Genomic DNA, 17,960 nt, shown 5'->3' on the forward strand with positions numbered 1-17,960 from the left:
GAAGCCGAAGAGCTGATGAAAAAACCTGTTATGGCAAAAGCCGATCTGATTCATGACAATGCCACTTTCGGCCATTCAACAGAGATGAGCTGGCTTCATCTGCTTTTAACAGAAAACAGCTTTCTGCACGTACAAGTTATCCCCGAAATGGAAGGGAAAAGGCCGTACGGGTGAGAGAAACCCTGCGCGCGATTGCTGAAGCAGACAGGAGAATCAGCTTTCTTGGTAAGGTGGATGCCGAATTAGCAGAAGAGGTTTGCGCGCTGCCCCTTTTTAAAATAAAATTCGCGTCAAAGCGGGCGGCGCCATAAAGGGGATTGCCCTCAATGATGAAGGGCGGATCAATTTATAGAGCATCTGGTTCAAAAGGTGAGCTGTTCTTTGAATACAGCTGGGATTGTTCGAATCTGTTGCTCGTGCGCTTGCAATAAGAAAGAGGCTCTTGATCAGAGCCTCTCTTCACTTAATGACCGGAATGTCCTCCGTCTTTCGATTTGATCTCGAGAATATCGTCAAGAATGCCTTGCGTCTGAAACGAAATGTCATCTTCTGAGCCGAGGATAAACCCATGATTGTAAGGCCCGTCCTGCGGATGCTTCTCAAAAAAAGGTTCGATATCGGCTAAATAGGAGTACACGCTTTGGTCAGCCTGTCCGTCTTTCAGCAAAAGCAGAGGCGCGTGTTTTCCTAAATGGGAAAATGGCGCTCCCGCGAGAGCGAGCTCAGGCTTTGCAGTTGATGCAAAGGATAAGCCGTGTCCCGGATCTGTGACGCCCCAGCCGAAATCGGTGTCTTGATCTTTGAATTTTGCAAATGCGATCGAGTTTGTCACAGGATCGTTTCCGGATATTCTTTTGACGGTTCCATATTCCTTTAAAGCTTTTTCCGTTTTTTCAGAAACTGCTGCTGCAGGGCCGAGTATATAAATGTTCGCTTTGCCGTCTCTTTTCTTTAATGCTTGAGCTGTTGCTTCGGGAATGCCTTGATTGTCGATGTAAAGGAGTGGCTCAGGCATGTGTGCGATCCAATTGACACTAGGCAAAGTGTAAAGCTCCGCACGATCCTCGGAGGACCCGATGATGACGCTTTTCGGATATTCACCCGCTGAGCTTGCATATTCCTCATCTATTTTTTCGGCGATCTCCGCCGGCTTTTCGCCGGTCAGCTGTTTGACTTTATACGATTTCAAGACCTTGAGTGCCTGTTTGTCAAAATTTCCGACAGCCAGGATTTGCGTGCCGTCGGAGGTTCCCAATGGACTTAAGCGCTTGATTTCGTTCTGGACGTTAAGAGAGAGTTGGTCCGTATCAGTGAACAAAACCGGTCCGTTATTCGGGTGATGGATCAGATCCGCTGCGGCCAGTGCTGTTTGCCACGAATCTTTGGAAACCAAAATGACGGCTCCGGGTCTGTTTTGTTTATGGGTGGCTGGCCATATCGTTTGCGAGGTTTTAATGCTCAGCTCTTCAGGAGTTTTGGCATCAAGCCTTGTTGTGTTTTTCGTGTTTTTGACGATCAAGCCTTCGGCCGCTTGTTTGTTGAAATCAGACGGGAGTGAAGCGGTTGTTTTCTTTTCTGCATCCGAATGCTCTTTCATTTGATGGTCATCATGTCCATTCCCTTGGTTAGAGCCTGAATTTTGGCATGCCGCCAAGACGAGAACAAACAGAAGCATGACAAAAAGAAAGCCGGATTTCATTTTCACGGTGTTTTCCTCCTTCGTGGTTTTGCCGCATAGTATACCTGTAAAATGTGCAAAACTGATGCAGAAATTGTATTAAGCTTCAGCAGGCAGGGAAATGACAAATTCGCTTCCTTTCGGATGTCTGCCGTTTACCGTAATCTCGCCGCCGTGGTGTTCGACAATTTCTTTGACGATGGCAAGTCCCATTCCGGTGCCGCCTGTTTGTCTCGACCTCGATTTATCGATGCGGTAAAAGCGGTCAAAAATATAGTCCCGTTCGCCCTCCGGAATTCCGCAGCCTTCATCGGCAACCGTGATCATGATACGGTCATTTGAAACCGCAGCCGTGACAGTCACATTTGTATCATGTTCAGAATAATGGCGGGCATTATTCAGCAGGTTTGTGATCACTTGGGAAAACCGCGTTTCATCAATCGAAACATACAAGTCTGCGGGAATGTGAGAGAAAAGTCCGATTCGCTTTTCCGCAAAGGCGATTTGCGATTTCTGAACTTCCTTTTCCACAAAGGTTTGAAGGTGAATCGGTTTCTTCTTGATCTGAAAGCCGGGCTGCTTCAATCTTGTCAGTAAAAATAGATCATCGACAAGGCGGGTCATGTTATCAGATTCTTCTTGAATAATCGACAAATAATGATTTCTTGCGGCTGGATCAAGCTTATCTCTCATCGCGATGTCAGCATAACCTTTAATGTATGTGATCGGTGTCCGCAGTTCATGGGCTACGCTTGAGAGAAAGTCGTTCCGTTCTTTTTGCAGCCGGTTCAGATCTGAAGAAAGGTTTTCGATCGAAGCGGCAAGCTCTCCCAGCTCATCATTCCGTTTAATATTCAGCGAAATATTGTCCCGGCCTTCTGCTATTTTTTCGGTTTTCGCTTTCATCATGATGATCGGCCTCGTCAATAAACGGCTGAACACATAGATGGCGGCGATCGTTAAGATGCCGGTTAAGCCAAAGCTGATGAAAAAACGATGGGTGATATCCTTTACCAGCGTCTGGATGGAGGACGTATCCAAATACATGAAAACATAACCGATCGTATCCCTGCCTTTTATAATCGGACTGATTGTACAGATGTATTTCGACGTTTTCCAATGGGACTCCAGAACGGTGCCTGAAGCGGGAATGTTTTTTTCTTCGAAATGAAGGTGTGCCGTCATATCTCCGGAGACAGACTGAGCCAGCACATTTCGTTTATGATCGGTGATGATGACGTTTGTATCTGCCTCCGTTTCCATCAGAGCCACATGTTCGATCGTTTTTTTGTCAAAATGTTTTTCCAAGACGTCTCTGTGGCTGTTGCCTCTTCCTTTTAGGGCGTGGATCTCTTCATTTATTCTTGTGTTGACGATCGACGTATACAGCGTGATAAAAAGAATCGCTTCGATGAACAAGGTTAACACGAAAAATGATCCTGCAAGCTTAAATGAAATTTTTTGCATTCGGTTTAGTTCCTTTGCTCGTCCATTTATAACCGATCCCATAGACGGTCTGAAGATATTGTTGAACGGGAAAACCCGCTTTTTTCAAACGGTTCCGCAAATTTCTCATATGTGAATCCACGGTGCGGGGGTCGATGTCAGAGTTGAATCCCCAAACACGCTCGATCAATTGGTCTCTTGTCAGCACCTGGTCCTGATGGTTTAAGAGGATGCCGAGCAGTTCAAACTCGCATGGTGTGAGGCCGGCTTCATTGTTTTTGATGTAGACCATATGGTTTTGTTTATTCCAGATTAAATCGTTGAAACGGATTTCTGAGCGCCCCCCGGTCCTGCGCAAGACGGCTTCTATTCTTGCAAGCAGCACTTTTTCGCTGAACGGCTTCGTTAAATAATCGTCCGCTCCTTGCGTCAGCCCGCGGACGATGTCATCCTGCCCATTTTTGGCCGTGAGCATGATCATCGGGACGTTCGTGAGCTTGCGGATTTCAGCGCATAAGGTCCAGCCGTCCATTTCCGGCATCATGATGTCCAAGATGACCAAATCAAATGTTTGTTTTTCAATCAGCCTCAGCGCTTCCTCTCCGGAAGCGGCTTTCGTACACGAGTACTTTTCCAAATAAAGTTCAAGCAGATCCAGCATCCGGATTTCGTCATCGATAAGCAGCACGTTCAATGTGTTTAGCACCTCTTTACTACCAAAAAATAGTGAAAATAAAAGATTGCTATTTTAAAAATATACCCTATAAGGGTATATGGATCAAGTTTGCTGGCGGGCATAAAGAGGTTTCTTTAAGTCATTTTGTCAGAAAGTATAAAAACCAGACGGCGTGATTTTGTTCATCAGCGGCCGCTCTTGTGAAGGCCTGTTTAATGGCAGGAGATTTGGCTTTGTCCGCGATGTCCAAATAAAAATCAACCGTTTCCTGTTCATCTTTAAGGGCGAATTCCAATCCGTCGCGGTATTGAGAAGGGCACGGCTCCGTAGTTTTGATGACAGGCTTCTGTCCGGCGAGGGACATGTAAATCTGTAAGAAGGTATTAAAGTGGCGAATTTCATCCTGTCTGATTTCTAAAATCTGTTTTTTAGTCCGAGAGTCGGGCGCCATTTGCGCGAGTTTTTGATAGCAAACAACAGCGCTGTGTTCGCCGTTCACCGCTTTTTCAATATCCTTGACAAGCTCCGTGTTTTGCCTGCCAAAGAAGGCGTGATCATATGGATAAGGCTCTGCATACCACATCTTTTTCACCTCGACATTTCATCGTTTATTTGCGCTGTCAGTATATGAATGACGATGGCAGCGCGTGCCTGTAGAAAAAGAGCGGAGAATGTGTCAATCATGTGAATCTATTTTAAAAAAATCAAGTTTGACGTAAAATGGATTTTAGTGCTGATAAATGTCATATTGATGAAATTGGAGTGAGACGAATGAAAAAGATCATGTTGATGGGGATGACCGTTTTGCTGGCGGCCTTTTTACTGATCGGCTGTCAGGCGGAAAAAGGCGCATCAGGCAGCGGAAAGTCTGAAAGTGTACAGCTTACAGTCTCCGCGGCTGCAAGCCTCAAAGACGTGCTCACAGAACTCAAAGCTGAATATGAAAAAGATCATCCGAATGTAAGCGTCAAGTTTAACTTTGGCTCATCAGGCGCCCTCCAGCAGCAAATTGAACAGGGCGCACCGGCCGATTTGTTTTTTTCCGCCGCTGAAGACAAGTTTAATAAAGTGGTTGATAAAGGATTGATTGCGAAAAGCGACTCCGTCAAGCTTTTGGAAAACAGCCTTGTGCTGATCGTACCGAAAGGGAAAAGCGAGAAAGTAAACAGTTTTCAAGATTTACAGAAAGATAAAGTCGAAAATATCGCGATCGGCACCCCCGACTCTGTTCCGGCCGGAAAATATGGAAAAGAAACGTTGACGAATCTCCATTTATGGTCTAAAGTTCGTCCTAAACTCATTTACGGCAAAGATGTTCGGCAAGTGCTATCATATGTTGAAACGGGCAATACTGCTGCAGGCATCGTATATAAGACGGATGCCCTTTCTTCAGATCAGGTGAAGACGGTGGAAACCGCCGATAGCGGCCTGCACACTCCGATCATTTATCCGCTCGGGATTGTGAAAAATACGAAGCACAGAGCGCAGGCTGAGGATTTCTACAAATTTCTGCAAAGTGACAGTGCGATTCAAGTGATGGAAAAGTACGGATTTAAGAAAGGCTAAGCGCTGAAATGCTCGAAGAATTTCTTTCTCCCATCAAAATTTCCGTTGAAGTGTCAGTTGCGGCCGGCACCATCGCCGTTGTCCTTGGAACGGCTGCGGCCAGGCTCTTGGCCAAAAAAACGTTTAAAGGAAAATCCGTCATTGAGACCGTCATGATGCTGCCGCTCGTCCTGCCGCCGACTGTTGTCGGTTTCTTTTTAATCGTGATCTTCGGCCGGCAGAGCGTGATCGGCCGGATGATTGAAACCGTTTTTCAGGCCCCGCTCATTTTCACCTGGTGGGCCGCGGTGATCGCAGCGGCAGTCGTCGCGTTCCCTTTAATGTATCAGTCGGCCAAGTCGGGTTTTTTGGGAGTTGACCGGGAAATTGAAGATGCTGCACGAGTTGACGGGGCAAACGAATGGCAGGTTTTTTTGTTCGTCACGATTCCGCTTGCCTCAAATGCAATCATCACAGGCAGTGTGCTCAGCTTTGCCAGGGCGCTTGGCGAATTCGGGGCAACGCTGATGTTCGCCGGCATAATACCGGGTGTTACGCAGACGGTCCCGACGGCGATCTATGTGGCGATCGACTCCGGAAACATGACGCTGGCATGGCTGTGGGTCGCTTCGATTGCGTTGATTTCGTTTTTGATGCTGTTTTTTGTGCAGTTTAAGCAAAAATAACCGTATGGGGCAGAGCTCATACGGTTTTTGCCAGTTTTAGAGAATGGTTATTTTACGAATGATTCGATAGAATAAAGAGATGAGAAAAAACATAAAAGGAGGCGGACAAAGTGGGAGCAGTATTTTTATCAGGCAGGTCCGGGAGTGGAAAAACGACCTTTATTTTAAATGAAATCAGAGAAAAACTCCGCCATGAACCGCTCGGAAAACCGATCATTTTTCTAGTCCCGGATCAAATGACGTTTTTAATGGAATACGAGCTTAGCAAAACACATGATTTGGGCGGCACCATCCGCGCCCAGGTCTACAGTTTTTCAAGGCTTGCCTGGCGAATTCTCCAGCACACCGGAGGCGCAAACCGCCCGTTTTTGACGGGAACAGGGATTCAAATGCTGCTTCGCAAACTGATCGAAGAGCATAAGGAGGAATTCAAGGTCTATCAAAATGCGAGCGATAAGAGCGGATTTACGGAGCAGGTGGAACGGATGCTGACCGAATTCAAACGGCATTGCCTCACACCTGAAACCATCCGCGGGATGATGCAGGGAAGCGGGGTGTCGGAATATGAGGATGAACGGATTCTTGCCGATAAGCTGCACGATTTATATATTTTGTACAGCAAACTGGAAGAACATCTCGAGAACCGGTACGTTCAGTCGGAAGATTACTTGACGCTCCTGGCCGAGCAGATCCCGTATGCCGAAGAGATCAAAAACGCTTCCGTCTATGTGGACGGCTTTCATCAATTCACACCGCAGGAGATGGAGGTGCTTGAACAGCTGATGGCGCATGCCGGGGAGATGACGTTTTCTTTGACAGCGGACAAGCCGTTTACAAACAACATTCCCCATGAACTGCATCTATTTCGGATGACGGGCAAGGCGTATTATGATCTCTATCAAAAAGCGCAGGCGTTAGGCCTTGACCTGACAGAAGTTCGTCTTGAAGATGATAAGCGGCATAAGGACGCTCCGGAACTCCGGCATTTGGAACGGCATTTTGATGAACGGCCGATAAAAGCGTATACAGGAAAAATGGAGGCGCTCTCGATCATGCAGGCGGCCGGCAGAAGAACCGAAATCGAGGGGATCGCGCGCGAAATTCATTCCCTTGTCCGCAAAGGAACGCATCGACTGAGAGATATCGCCGTCATCGCCCGCAATGTCGAAGACTATAAGGATACGATAAAAGAAGTCTTTACCGATTACGATATTCCTTTTTTCATAGACGGCAAGGAATCGATGCAGAATCATCCGCTGATCGAATTGATCCGTTCAACCCTTGATATCATCAAGGGCAACTGGAGATATGAAGCGGTTTTCCGCTGCATCAAAACAGAGCTGTTATTTCCGCAGGATCAGCCGGCTGAACGGCTCAGGGAGCAGATTGACCAGCTCGAGAACTACTGCATCGCCTACGGCATAAAAGGAGAAAGGTGGACAAGCAAGGATCCGTTCACCTATCGAAGATATGCCTCCTTGGACGAGGACTTTGCCAAGACAGATCAGGAAATAGAGACTGAGCGGATGCTCAACGAATTGAAAGGCTGGATTGTCCCGCCTATTCACACGCTGCAAAAGCGCTTGAAAAAAGCCGGAACAGTCAGGGAGATGGCAGAAGCGCTATACCTTTACCTTGAAGAAGCCGATGTTCCGATGAAGCTTGAACAGGAAAGGCGGATGGCCGAAGAAGACGGCCGGATCGCGGAATCGCGGCAGCATGACCAGGTATGGGACGCCGTTATCCAGTTATTGGACGAGTTCGTCGAGATGATGGGAGAGGAACATATTTCCTTTTCCCTGTTTCAGCAAATGATCGATACCGGGTTGGAGTCTTTGAAATTCGCGCTGATTCCGCCAGCACTCGATCAGGTGTTTATCGGCAATATGGACCTTTCCAGAATGTATAAGACGAGCTGCGCATTTCTCATCGGCGCAAACGATGGCGTATTGCCGGCCCGGCCCGCTGATGACGGGGTTTTGTCTGATGACGACAGAGAATGGCTGAAACGAAACGGAGCCGAGTTTGCGGCGACGGGCAGGGAACAGCTTCTGGATGAGACCTTTCTGATCTATATGGCGCTTTCAAGCCCGTCTGAAAAGCTTTACGTTTCATATCCGATCGCCGATCCCGAAGGAAAGACACTCCTGCCTTCAACGGTTGTGAAGCAGCTGCACGAGCTGTTTCCCGATCACGGAGAAAAGATGCTGGTCAATGAGCCGGAACAAGTAAGCGATGAAGCGCAGCTTGAATTTCTTGTCAATAAAAGCGCGGCTTTAAGCTATTTGGCAGGACAGCTCAGGCTTTGGACAAGACAATATTCGATCAGCGACGTATGGTGGAGTACATACAACTTTTTGATGAATGAGCCTGACCGGCTCTTTTCCCGAAACATTTTGTCGAGCTTGTTTTTCCGAAATCAAGTGCAAAAGCTGAATCAGCAAGTGAGCCGCGATTTGTACGGGGAGAACATTCAGGGGAGCGTTTCACGGATGGAAACGTACAAAGCGTGTCCGTTTTCACACTTTGCTTCACACGGCTTAAAGCTGAAGGAACGGCAGTTTTTCAAACTTGAAGCGCCCGACATCGGCCAGCTGTTCCACTCGGCGTTGAAGCTGATCTCAGACCGGCTTCATGAGCTGAAACTGGAGTGGCGCGATCTGACGAAGGAACAATGTGACACATTGTCCACCGATGCCGTGGAACGGCTCGCCCCAAAATTGCAAAAAGAGATTCTGCTGAGCTCAAACCGCCATCATTATGTGAAGCAGAAGCTGCAAAAAATCATTTCCAGGGTTTCCGGCATTTTAAGCGAACATGCGAAAGCGAGCGGCTTCGCTCCCGTCGGTCTCGAGCTTGGATTCGGCGGGAACGGCCCGCTTCCGCCGATGCGGTTTACCTTGAAAAACGGATGCACAATGGAGCTTGTCGGCCGAATTGACAGGGTCGACAAAGCGGAAAGTTCAAAAGGTCTGCTGCTTCGGATCGTTGATTACAAATCGAGTGATAAAGGGCTTGATTTAGCAGAAGTCTATTACGGTCTCGCCCTGCAAATGCTGACATATCTTGATTTGTCCATCACCCATTCGGCGGACTGGCTCGGGATGAAGGCGACACCTGCTGGAGTTCTTTATTTTCATGTACATGATCCGATGATTCAGGCTTCCGTGCCGCTGGGCCTTGATGAGATTGAAAAGGAAATCTTCAAGCAATTTAAGATGAAAGGTCTGCTTTTAGGCGACCAGGAAGCGATCCGCTTGATGGATACGACCCTTGAACAGGGCCGATCAGACATCATCAGCGCCGGCCTGAAAAAAGACGGTTCGCTCCGTTCGGATTCCGCTGTCGTCACAGAGGATGACTTTCATTTATTGAGGCGCCACATTCGCCGGACGTTTCAAGAAGCCGGCGAGGAGATCACAGACGGCAACGTGTCGATTGAACCGTATAAATTAAAAGACAAAACACCGTGCACATACTGCGCTTTTAAATCGTTCTGCCAGTTTGACGAATCGCTTGAGGAGAATGAATACCGTATGCTGAAGCAGGAAAAAGACAATGTGATATTGGAGCGGTTGAAAAAGGAGGGTGAGACGAGTGGACATGACGAAGCCAAAGGGCAGCACATGGACAGATGATCAATGGAAGGCGATTGTCTCATCCGGCCGGGACATATTAGTTGCCGCAGCGGCGGGGTCCGGAAAAACGGCCGTTCTTGTCGAACGGATCATCCGAAAAATTACGAAAAAGGAAAACCCGATTGATGTGGACAGGCTGCTTGTCGTGACCTTTACGAATGCATCGGCGGCAGAGATGAAGCATCGGATCGGTGAAGCGCTTGAAAAAGAGATTGCCGAAAACCCCGGCTCCCTTCACTTGCGCAGACAGCTCGCTTTATTGAACAGGGCCAGCATCTCAACACTGCATTCATTCTGCCTGCAGGTCATTCGCAAATATTATTATCTGATCGACATCGATCCGGCTTTTCGGATCGCCGATCAGACCGAAGGCGAACTGCTTGGCGATGAGGTGCTTGATGAGCTGTTTGAAGATGAATATAAAAAAGGAGATCCCGCCTTTTTCGAACTTGTGGATCGATATACGACAGACCGCCATGATCTTGATTTGCAGTATCTTGTGAAGCGCGTCTATGAATTTTCACGGTCACATCCCGATCCGGAAGGCTGGCTTATAACATTTGCCGACCTTTATGACGCCGGTCAAGACACGGGTGTGGAGTCACTGCCGTTCTATCCTTATATTAAGGAAGATATCGCGCTCGTACTTGAAGGGGCGCGGGAAAAGCTTGCGCGTGCGCTGGAGCTGGCCAAACAGCCGGGCGGACCCGCTCCCCGCGCCGAAAACTTCGCGGACGATTTGGCGCAGATCGATAGGCTGATCGAGCACAAGGATGACTTTTCCGCCCTTTATGAGCTTGTTCCCGCTGTATCGTTCAAAAGGGCAAAACCGTGCAAAGGAGACGAGTTTGAGCCCGCATTAATCGATGAAGCGACAGAGCTCCGCAACGGTGCGAAAAAACAGCTGGAAAAACTGAAAAGCGATTATTTTGCCCGGACCCCTGATCAGCATTTGACTGACCTGAAGGCGATGAAGCCTGTCATTGATACGCTTGTCAAGCTTGTTCTGGAATATGGAAAGCGCTATAAGGCGGCGAAGCAGGAAAAGGCGATCGTGGATTTCTCTGATCTTGAGCACGATTGCCTGGCGATTTTGGCGCAAAAAAACGAAGCCGGCGAAACAGTGCCGAGTGAAGCGGCGAAGCATTACCGGCACCAGTTCCATGAGGTGCTTGTCGATGAGTACCAAGACACCAACCTTGTGCAGGAAGCGATTTTAAAGCTGGTCGCCAAAGAGGAGCATGAGGGGAACCTGTTTATGGTGGGCGATGTCAAACAGTCGATTTACCGCTTTCGCCTCGCAGAACCGCTTTTGTTTCTCTCGAAATATAAACGGTTTACAGAGGACGGCTCAGGCCCGGGCCAAAAAATCGATTTGAACAAAAACTTCCGCAGCCGTTCAGACATATTGGACAGCACCAATTTCTTGTTTAAGCAGCTGATGGGGGAAAAAGTCGGTGAAGTGGAATATGACGAACAAGCCGAATTGAAGCTCGGCGCATCTTACCCTCCGAATGAAGAAACAAAAACAGAGCTTGTGATCATCGAACAACAGGAACAAGCCGCCGATGAAGAAGCGGAGGAGCTTGAAACGGTTCAGCTGGAAGCGCGGGCCATGGCCGGACAGATCCGCAAACTGATTGCGGAGAAATTTCAGGTCTATGACGGCAAAACGAAAACGACCCGCAATATCCAATACCGCGATATTGTTGTTTTGCTGCGGTCCATGCCATGGGCGCCGCAGATTATGGACGAGTTCAAACAGCAGGGGATTCCCGTTTATGCGAATTTGTCGACAGGCTATTTTGAAGCGGCTGAAGTTTCCGTCACGCTTTCATTATTAAAAGTCATTGACAATGCGTACCAGGACATCCCGCTCGCCTCTGTGCTCAGATCTCCTGTCGTCGGCCTTGATGAAAATGAGCTTTCCCTGATCAGGATTCAGGACAAGAAAGCGACGTTCTACGAAGCGATGAAGGCTTACCTCGCGCTTGCCGACCGCAATGACAGCCTTTACGATAAGCTCCGCCGCTTTGAAGGGCTTCTGAAAAAATGGAGAGTGTTTGCGAAAAACCACTCGGTAGCTGAGCTGATTTGGGAAATTTACCGCGATACGAAATACTTGGATTATGTTGGCGGAATGCCGGGCGGAAAACAGCGGCAGGCCAACCTGCGCGCGCTTTACGACCGGGCGAGATCATATGAAGCGACTTCATTCCGCGGCCTGTTCCGCTTTTTAAGATTTATTGAGCGGATGCAGGAGCGCGGCGATGACCTCGGAACGGCAAGAGCTCTCAGCGAACAGGAGGATGTCGTGCGGCTGATGACGATCCATTCAAGCAAAGGGCTGGAATTTCCTGTCGTGTTCACGGCAGGGATCGGCCGGAGCTTTAATATGATGGATCTGAACAAACCGTATCTGCTCGATAAAGAGCTCGGCTTCGGCACGAAATTCATCCATCCAAAATGGCGGATCAGCTATCCGACGCTGCCTCTTGTGGCGATGAAGAAAAAAATGCGCCGCGAACTTTTGTCAGAGGAACTGCGCGTCTTGTACGTCGCACTGACACGTGCGAAGGAAAAGCTTTATTTACTCGGATCGGCAAAAGATAAGGAAAAGCTCTTGGCGAAATGGCGAACTTCGGCTGCGCGGCCGGGATGGCTGCTGCCGGACTTTGACCGCTTTCAGGCCAAATCTTACTTGGATTTTGTCGGTCCGGCCGTAGTGCGTCACAGGGATATGGCAGGTGTTGGCCTCGATTCGGCGGATGACGAAATCCGGCATCACCCGTCCCGCTTTCAGATCAGCTGGCTCTCCGCCGCTGACCTTCAAGCCGAAAACGGTAAACAAGCCGGGGACGAAAAACAGGAAAGGCTGGCCCAAATTCAAATGGGACAGCCGATCAATGCCCGGTTTGACTATCAAAAAGAAGTCGGAGAACGGCTGACATGGTCATATCCACATCAAGACGCAGCGAAAATCCGCACCAAACAGTCTGTTTCCGAAATCAAGAGGCAAAAGGAATATGAGGACGAGTACGGTGACCGTTCATTGATCCGCCAGACAAATGAGTCACACCTGTTCAGACGGCCATCCTTTATGATGGCGAAGGGACTAACCGCGGCCGAACGCGGAACGGCGATGCACACCGTCATGCAGCACATCCCGCTTTCGAAAGCTCCGGAACAAGACGAGCTCAGCCTCTTTCTCGACAGGCTTGTTCAACATGAGCTTTTAACAGAAGAGCAGCGCGCTGCAATCGATGAAGACGATATTCTCGCGTTTTTCGAAACGGAGATCGGTGAAAAGCTCCTCGGCGCCCGCCGGGTGGAGCGTGAAGTTCCCTTTAATATGACGCTTCCGGCCGGAGAGGTTTATCCCGAATTGCAGACAGCGGACGAACCCGTGTTGATTCAGGGAATAATCGACTGTTTGTTTGAGACGGCTGACGGGTTTTATTTGCTCGATTACAAAACAGACCGGATACAAGGGAAATACGCAAACGGCATGGCCGACGCCGAGCCGGCTTTAAGGAAACGCTATGAAACTCAGATTCAACTTTATTCACGCGCTGTTGAAACAATGCTCAAGACCCCGCTTGCAGGCCGCGCCCTGTACTTTTTTGACGGCGGGCATGTACTCAAGTTTTAACAATCTGCTTCCCCCTTTATCAGGGGGAAGTGTTGATCAAAGAGAGGTGGACCCATATTGAGAATTTTACATACAGCTGACTGGCATCTGGGAAAGACGCTTGAAGGAAGAAGCCGCTTGAAGGAGCAGGAGGATTTTCTTGAAGAACTTGCCGAGATCGTAAAAGACGAGAAAATCGATGCCGTTGTCATGGCAGGGGATGCTTTTGACACAGTAAACCCGCCTGCGCTTGCCGAACAGCTATTTTACGAAAGCCTCTCCGCCTTATCTGATAAAGGAAAGCGTCCGGTCGTCGTCATTGCCGGAAACCATGACAACCCGGACCGCCTTTCCGCTGCCTCACCGTTGACGACAGATCACGGTATCCACCTGATCGGATACCCGCAAAGTGAGCCGGTTGATATCGAAGTCTCGTCTTCCGGGGATATCCTGTCTGTTGCGGCGCTTGCCTATCCTTCAGAATCGAGATTGAATCAAGTGCTGTCAGAGACTTTTGATGAAAAGTTGCTTCGCGACCAGTATGACGAGAAAATCAGGCAGACTTTTCAGCATATGTGTCAGAAGTTCAGAAAGGATGCCGTCCAGATTGCGGCAAGCCACATCTATGTGGCGGGCGGCAGCCAGACGGATTCAGAGCGGCCGATCGAAGTCGGGGGCGCATATACGGTTGCGGCCGAAAGCCTCCCTGAAACAGCCGCATATGTGGCGCTCGGCCACCTTCACCGTCCGCAGACGATCAAACGCGCCCGTACGCTTGCCAGATATTCCGGCTCACCGCTCGCTTACAGCTTTTCGGAAGCCGGATACGCCAAATCGGTCACGGTCGTTGAAGCCGAACCGGGCAAACCGGCCGAATGGAAGGAAGTGTTTCTGTCGAGCGGCAAACCGCTTGTGAAATGGAAGGCGACCGAAGGGATCTCGCAAGTGTACAGCTGGCTCGAGGAAGAACGGGATAAGAACGCATGGATCGATCTTGACATCCATCTGACGGACCAGCTCTCGATCGAAGAGATCCATCGTTTGCGAAAAGCGCATCAGGGAATCATCCACATCCGTCCGGTGTTTGAAGACCTTCCGATTGACAAAAAAACGGCTCAGTCGCGGCGTATTCCGATTGAAGAACGGTTCAAAGCATTCTATGAAAGACAGACCGGCGGCGCGGTTCCCGATGAAGAAACCGTAAAGCTGTTTATGGAGCTTGCCTCCGGTGAGGAACTAGAAGAGGGGGATGAAAGATGAAGCCGGTTTCCCTGTCCATCAAAGGTTTGCACAGCTTCAGGGAAGAGCAGGTCATCGACTTCGAAAGCCTGTGTGATGCCGGGGTCTTCGGTATTTTCGGACCGACCGGCAGCGGAAAATCATCGATTCTCGATGCCATGACCCTGGCTTTATACGGAAAAGTCGAACGGGCTTCAAACAACACGCACGGCATTTTGAACCATGCCGAAGATGAGCTTGCTGTCTCTTTCACCTTCAAGCTGCAGAAAAATCATGAAACGGCTTATAAAGTCGAGCGGGTTTTCAAACGGACAGATCCGGTCAAGGTGAAAACCACTATCTGCCGTTTCATTGAAATGAAAGAGGAACAAACGGTTTTAGCTGACAAAGCGAATGAAGTCAACCGCAAAGTCGAGGAGCTTCTTGGTCTTACGATCGATGATTTCACAAGAGCGGTCGTCCTGCCGCAAGGGAAATTCGCTGAATTTCTGTCCTTAAAAGGAGCGGACCGCAGGCAGATGCTTCAGCGCCTCTTCAACCTTGAACAGTATGGCGACCGCCTCGTGAAAAGACTCAAACGACAGACGCAAAAAGCGTATGCGAAAAAAAATGAAATGCTCGCCGAACAAGCAGGGCTGGGCGATGCCGGTGAAGAAGCGCTTCAACGAGCACAACAGCATCTGGAAGAAGCAGAACAGGCATTGCAACATAAACGGGATGAGCGCGAACAAAAAGTGCAGCACTTTACGGAATGCCAGGAAATCTGGAATCTGCAAAAGGAAAAGGAAGGATATGCAAAAGAAGAGGCGGAACTGTTAAAGAAAAAAGACGCGATTGCCGAAAAAGAAAACCGTTTGCGGCTGGCCGAAACAGCCCGTATGCTGAAACCGTATGCCGATAGCTATCTGGGAGCGCAAACAGATGCCGAACGGGCCGAACAGGAAGAAAAAAAGGCCCGCGAGGAATTGAAGACATTTGAAAATCGTTTAGAGAGGGAGCAAGAGGATTATGAAAGCTTCAGAACGCTAAAGAAGGAACAAGAACCTGAGCTTCTGAAGCAGGAGGAACAGCTCACCGCACTGAAGGAAATTGAAAAGAAGCGGCTCGCCATTCAAAAAGAATTAGATCGGAAACAGGAAGAGAAGAGATTAAAAGAGGAAGAAATCAAACGTGCTGCCGATGAATTGGAAAAAGTAAAAAGCCTTCTGGAAAGGGGCGCCGACAGGCAGAATCAGCTGAAAAAAGAACTGAAATCCGTTCAGGTGACAAGCGAAGAACGGAAAAACTGCCGCGACGCCGGCCAGCTTGCTTTTCAAATCCGGCAGCTTCAGCATGAGGCGGTACAAGAGCAGGAACGCCTTGACAAACAGAAAGCGGCAGTCACTCAGCTGCAACGCGAACAGCAGGAGCTCGACCGTGCGATGAGAACAGAGGAGGAGCATATTCAATCTGTTTTTGCCGCAGTTGAACGCGCTTATGCGCTTGTTTGCGAAACGGACAGATCTCTCTCCGAAGCGGTTCATCAGGCGGTTCAGAAAAAGGATGACATCCTCTCCAAACGCGAACAGGCTAAAATCGAGGAGCTTACAAAAGAACTGTCCAAACATCTCAAAGAAGGTGAGCCGTGTCCTGTCTGCGGTTCCACACATCATGAAAACCCTGCACACACAAGCGGCGGAACCGTCTCATTCAAAGAAACGGAAGCCGAATTAAAGGAAGCGGAAACGATCATCTCGGAAGCTTCCGCGTTGGCGCAGGAATTTCTTTCTGCCAAAGTGGCTCTTGAACAGCAGTCAGACCATTTGATCAGCGAATGTCCGTTTTTAATCAGAAGCGCACCCGGTTCCGGCATGCAGGAGACCGCCGCAGCTGTGGAAGAAGGAACGGCCGCCGAACGCTTCAGGCAAATCCGTTTTGAATGGAAGGGAATCAAACAGGATATCCATGAAGCGAAAAGCCGTATGGCCAAACTGCTTCATGCGTATAAAGAAGCGGCCAAAAAACGCGAACAGATCCGCGATCAGATCACTTATGAAACAAAAGAGCAAGAACGGCTGAAACAGCGGGTCGGGCACCTTGATGATTCGTTGAGCGAACATAAGAAAAGCTTTGGCGAACGTTTTGCCGGACTTACCCCTGAACAGGCTCAGGAATGGCAAACATCAATTGAGGAAAAAGACCAAGCCGCAGAAGATTATGAGAAAAGGATCGAAAAGAGCGTCACGTTTCTAAAAGAGCAGGAACTGCTGAAAGAAAAGCTGACAGTGCGCCTGTATGAATTGGACAAAGAAAAGCTCGACCTTCATTATTCGCTTGAAAGCCTGAAAAAAGAACTAAGCGACTGCCAAAAAGAGCTTCAGGATTACCCGGATACAGCGGCAATCGAAGAACGGCTGCAGAACGTCAAACAACAATTGAATCAGCTGAACGACAAGGAAAAAACACTTTATGAACAGCTGAAGGAAACAGAGTCGCGCATCAGCCGTTTACGAGGCCACACAAAAGGCTGTGAGCTCGCTTTGCGGGAAGCATCTGCAAGGCTTGCAAAAGCGGCGGACGAGTGGGCGGAAAAAGCCCGAAACACAATGTTTAATGAAGCAGCCGAGGTGCAAAACCATCTTTTGGACAATGAAGAGCTTGACCGTTTGAGACAGGACATTCAATCTTATTGGGATCAAACGAAGCAGTGTGAAGCAAATATCAGGCGGATTGCGGAAAAACTTGGAGCCAGATCGATTTCCCCCGCAGAATGGGAAAAGGCCGCCGAGCTAAAGGAACAGGCGGAAGAAGCATACAGCACGGCATTAGAGGAAAGGGGAGCAGCCGGAAAAGCGCTCGCCGTCATTCATGAAAACCATAAACGGTTTAAAAAACTTGAAGCATCATTGACAGAATGGCAGACTTATATCGACCGTCTTGATAAGCTTCAAGCCGTCTTCAAAGGGAACAGCTTTGTTGAATATTTGGCGGAAGAACAGCTTGAAAGCGTGACAAGAGACGCATCGGCCCGACTCGGAGGCCTGACAAGGCAAAGGTATGCGATTGAAGTTGATTCAGAAGGCGGATTCGTTATGAGGGACGACGCCAATGGCGGAGTCAAACGCCCTGTCACAAGCTTGTCAGGAGGCGAAACATTCCTGACATCGCTGGCCCTTGCCCTCGCTCTGTCAGCACAGATCCAGCTTCGGGGGGAATATCCGCTTCAGTTCTTCTTTTTGGATGAAGGCTTCGGCACGCTTGACCAGGAATTGCTGGACACGGTCGTCACAGCTTTGGAAAAGCTTCAGTCTGACAATCTCTCAGTCGGCGTGATCAGCCATGTCCAGGAGCTTCGCGCGAGGCTTCCGAAAAAATTGATCGTTCATCCCGCAGAGCCGAGCGGAAAAGGAACGGCCGTATCGCTTGAAATGATTTGAATGAG

General features: G+C 49.0%; 11 protein-coding genes. 7 read left to right on the forward strand and 4 right to left on the reverse strand.

The window, feature by feature from the left end:
• The first annotated feature begins 15 nt into the window (after window positions 1–15).
• Window positions 16–174: a hypothetical protein gene (locus ACINLD_RS01155; RefSeq protein WP_163170554.1), complete on the forward strand. Its 159-nt coding sequence runs from the start codon at window positions 16–18 to the stop codon at window positions 172–174.
• A 289-nt stretch (window positions 175–463) separates the two neighbouring features.
• Here the strand turns inward: ACINLD_RS01155 and ACINLD_RS01160 are convergent, their stop codons facing one another.
• From ACINLD_RS01160 to ACINLD_RS01175, 4 genes are all read right to left on the reverse strand, one after another.
• Window positions 464–1,705 (reverse strand): hypothetical protein, encoded by a 1,242-nt coding sequence (locus tag ACINLD_RS01160; RefSeq protein ID WP_026586322.1) that lies wholly within the window; start codon window positions 1,703–1,705, stop codon window positions 464–466.
• 72 nt (window positions 1,706–1,777) lie between these two features.
• Window positions 1,778–3,145, reverse strand: a complete 1,368-nt coding sequence (locus tag ACINLD_RS01165) for a sensor histidine kinase (protein WP_026586323.1) — start codon at window positions 3,143–3,145, stop codon at window positions 1,778–1,780.
• A complete protein-coding gene (locus ACINLD_RS01170; RefSeq protein ID WP_077737083.1) occupies window positions 3,126–3,818 on the reverse strand; it encodes a response regulator transcription factor in 693 nt (230 codons plus the stop codon). The genes ACINLD_RS01165 and ACINLD_RS01170 overlap by 20 nt, the downstream gene beginning before the upstream one ends.
• 121 nt (window positions 3,819–3,939) lie before the next feature.
• Complete coding sequence (locus ACINLD_RS01175) at window positions 3,940–4,383, reverse strand: ferritin-like domain-containing protein (protein WP_026586325.1); 444 nt, start codon at window positions 4,381–4,383, stop codon at window positions 3,940–3,942.
• A 188-nt stretch (window positions 4,384–4,571) separates the two neighbouring features.
• Between ACINLD_RS01175 and modA the strand changes: the two genes are divergently transcribed.
• From modA to sbcC, 6 genes are all read left to right on the forward strand, one after another.
• Entirely contained in the window at window positions 4,572–5,366 is a 795-nt protein-coding gene (modA, locus tag ACINLD_RS01180; RefSeq protein ID WP_026586326.1) for a molybdate ABC transporter substrate-binding protein, read from the forward strand.
• 8 nt (window positions 5,367–5,374) lie between these two features.
• Window positions 5,375–6,031, forward strand: coding sequence for a molybdate ABC transporter permease subunit (modB, locus tag ACINLD_RS01185; protein ID WP_026586327.1), 657 nt, complete (start codon window positions 5,375–5,377; stop codon window positions 6,029–6,031).
• Window positions 6,032–6,141: 110 nt separating this feature from the next.
• Window positions 6,142–9,669 carry a helicase-exonuclease AddAB subunit AddB gene (addB, locus tag ACINLD_RS01190; protein WP_410206876.1) on the forward strand — a complete coding sequence of 1,176 codons (3,528 nt, stop codon included), beginning with the start codon at window positions 6,142–6,144 and terminating at the stop codon, window positions 9,667–9,669.
• Window positions 9,629–13,321: a helicase-exonuclease AddAB subunit AddA gene (gene addA, locus ACINLD_RS01195; protein WP_077737082.1), complete on the forward strand. Its 3,693-nt coding sequence runs from the start codon at window positions 9,629–9,631 to the stop codon at window positions 13,319–13,321. Before addB ends, addA begins: the two co-directional genes overlap by 41 nt.
• Before the next feature lie 57 nt (window positions 13,322–13,378).
• Window positions 13,379–14,560, forward strand: a complete 1,182-nt coding sequence (gene sbcD / locus ACINLD_RS01200) for an exonuclease subunit SbcD (protein ID WP_077737081.1) — start codon at window positions 13,379–13,381, stop codon at window positions 14,558–14,560.
• On the forward strand, window positions 14,557–17,955 hold the full coding sequence (gene sbcC, locus ACINLD_RS01205) for an exonuclease subunit SbcC (protein WP_077737080.1): 3,399 nt from the start codon (window positions 14,557–14,559) through the stop codon (window positions 17,953–17,955). Before sbcD ends, sbcC begins: the two co-directional genes overlap by 4 nt.
• Window positions 17,956–17,960 lie beyond the last annotated feature (5 nt).

This window comes from Bacillus sp. z60-11, from assembly GCF_046464135.1.
GTDB classification, from domain to species: Bacteria; Bacillota; Bacilli; order Bacillales; family Bacillaceae; genus Bacillus; species Bacillus sonorensis_A.

What these genes read in the sequence shown, in the direction of transcription:
- ACINLD_RS01155 (WP_163170554.1), top strand. Translation starts at nt 16, where the DNA reads ATGAAAAAACCTGTTATGGCAAAAGCCGATCTGATTCATGACAATGCC.
- ACINLD_RS01165 (WP_026586323.1), bottom strand. Translation starts at nt 3,145, where the DNA reads ATGCAAAAAATTTCATTTAAGCTTGCAGGATCATTTTTCGTGTTAACC.
- ACINLD_RS01175 (WP_026586325.1), bottom strand. Translation starts at nt 4,383, where the DNA reads ATGTGGTATGCAGAGCCTTATCCATATGATCACGCCTTCTTTGGCAGG.
- modA (WP_026586326.1), top strand. Translation starts at nt 4,572, where the DNA reads ATGAAAAAGATCATGTTGATGGGGATGACCGTTTTGCTGGCGGCCTTT.
- modB (WP_026586327.1), top strand. Translation starts at nt 5,375, where the DNA reads ATGCTCGAAGAATTTCTTTCTCCCATCAAAATTTCCGTTGAAGTGTCA.
- sbcC (WP_077737080.1), top strand. Translation starts at nt 14,557, where the DNA reads ATGAAGCCGGTTTCCCTGTCCATCAAAGGTTTGCACAGCTTCAGGGAA.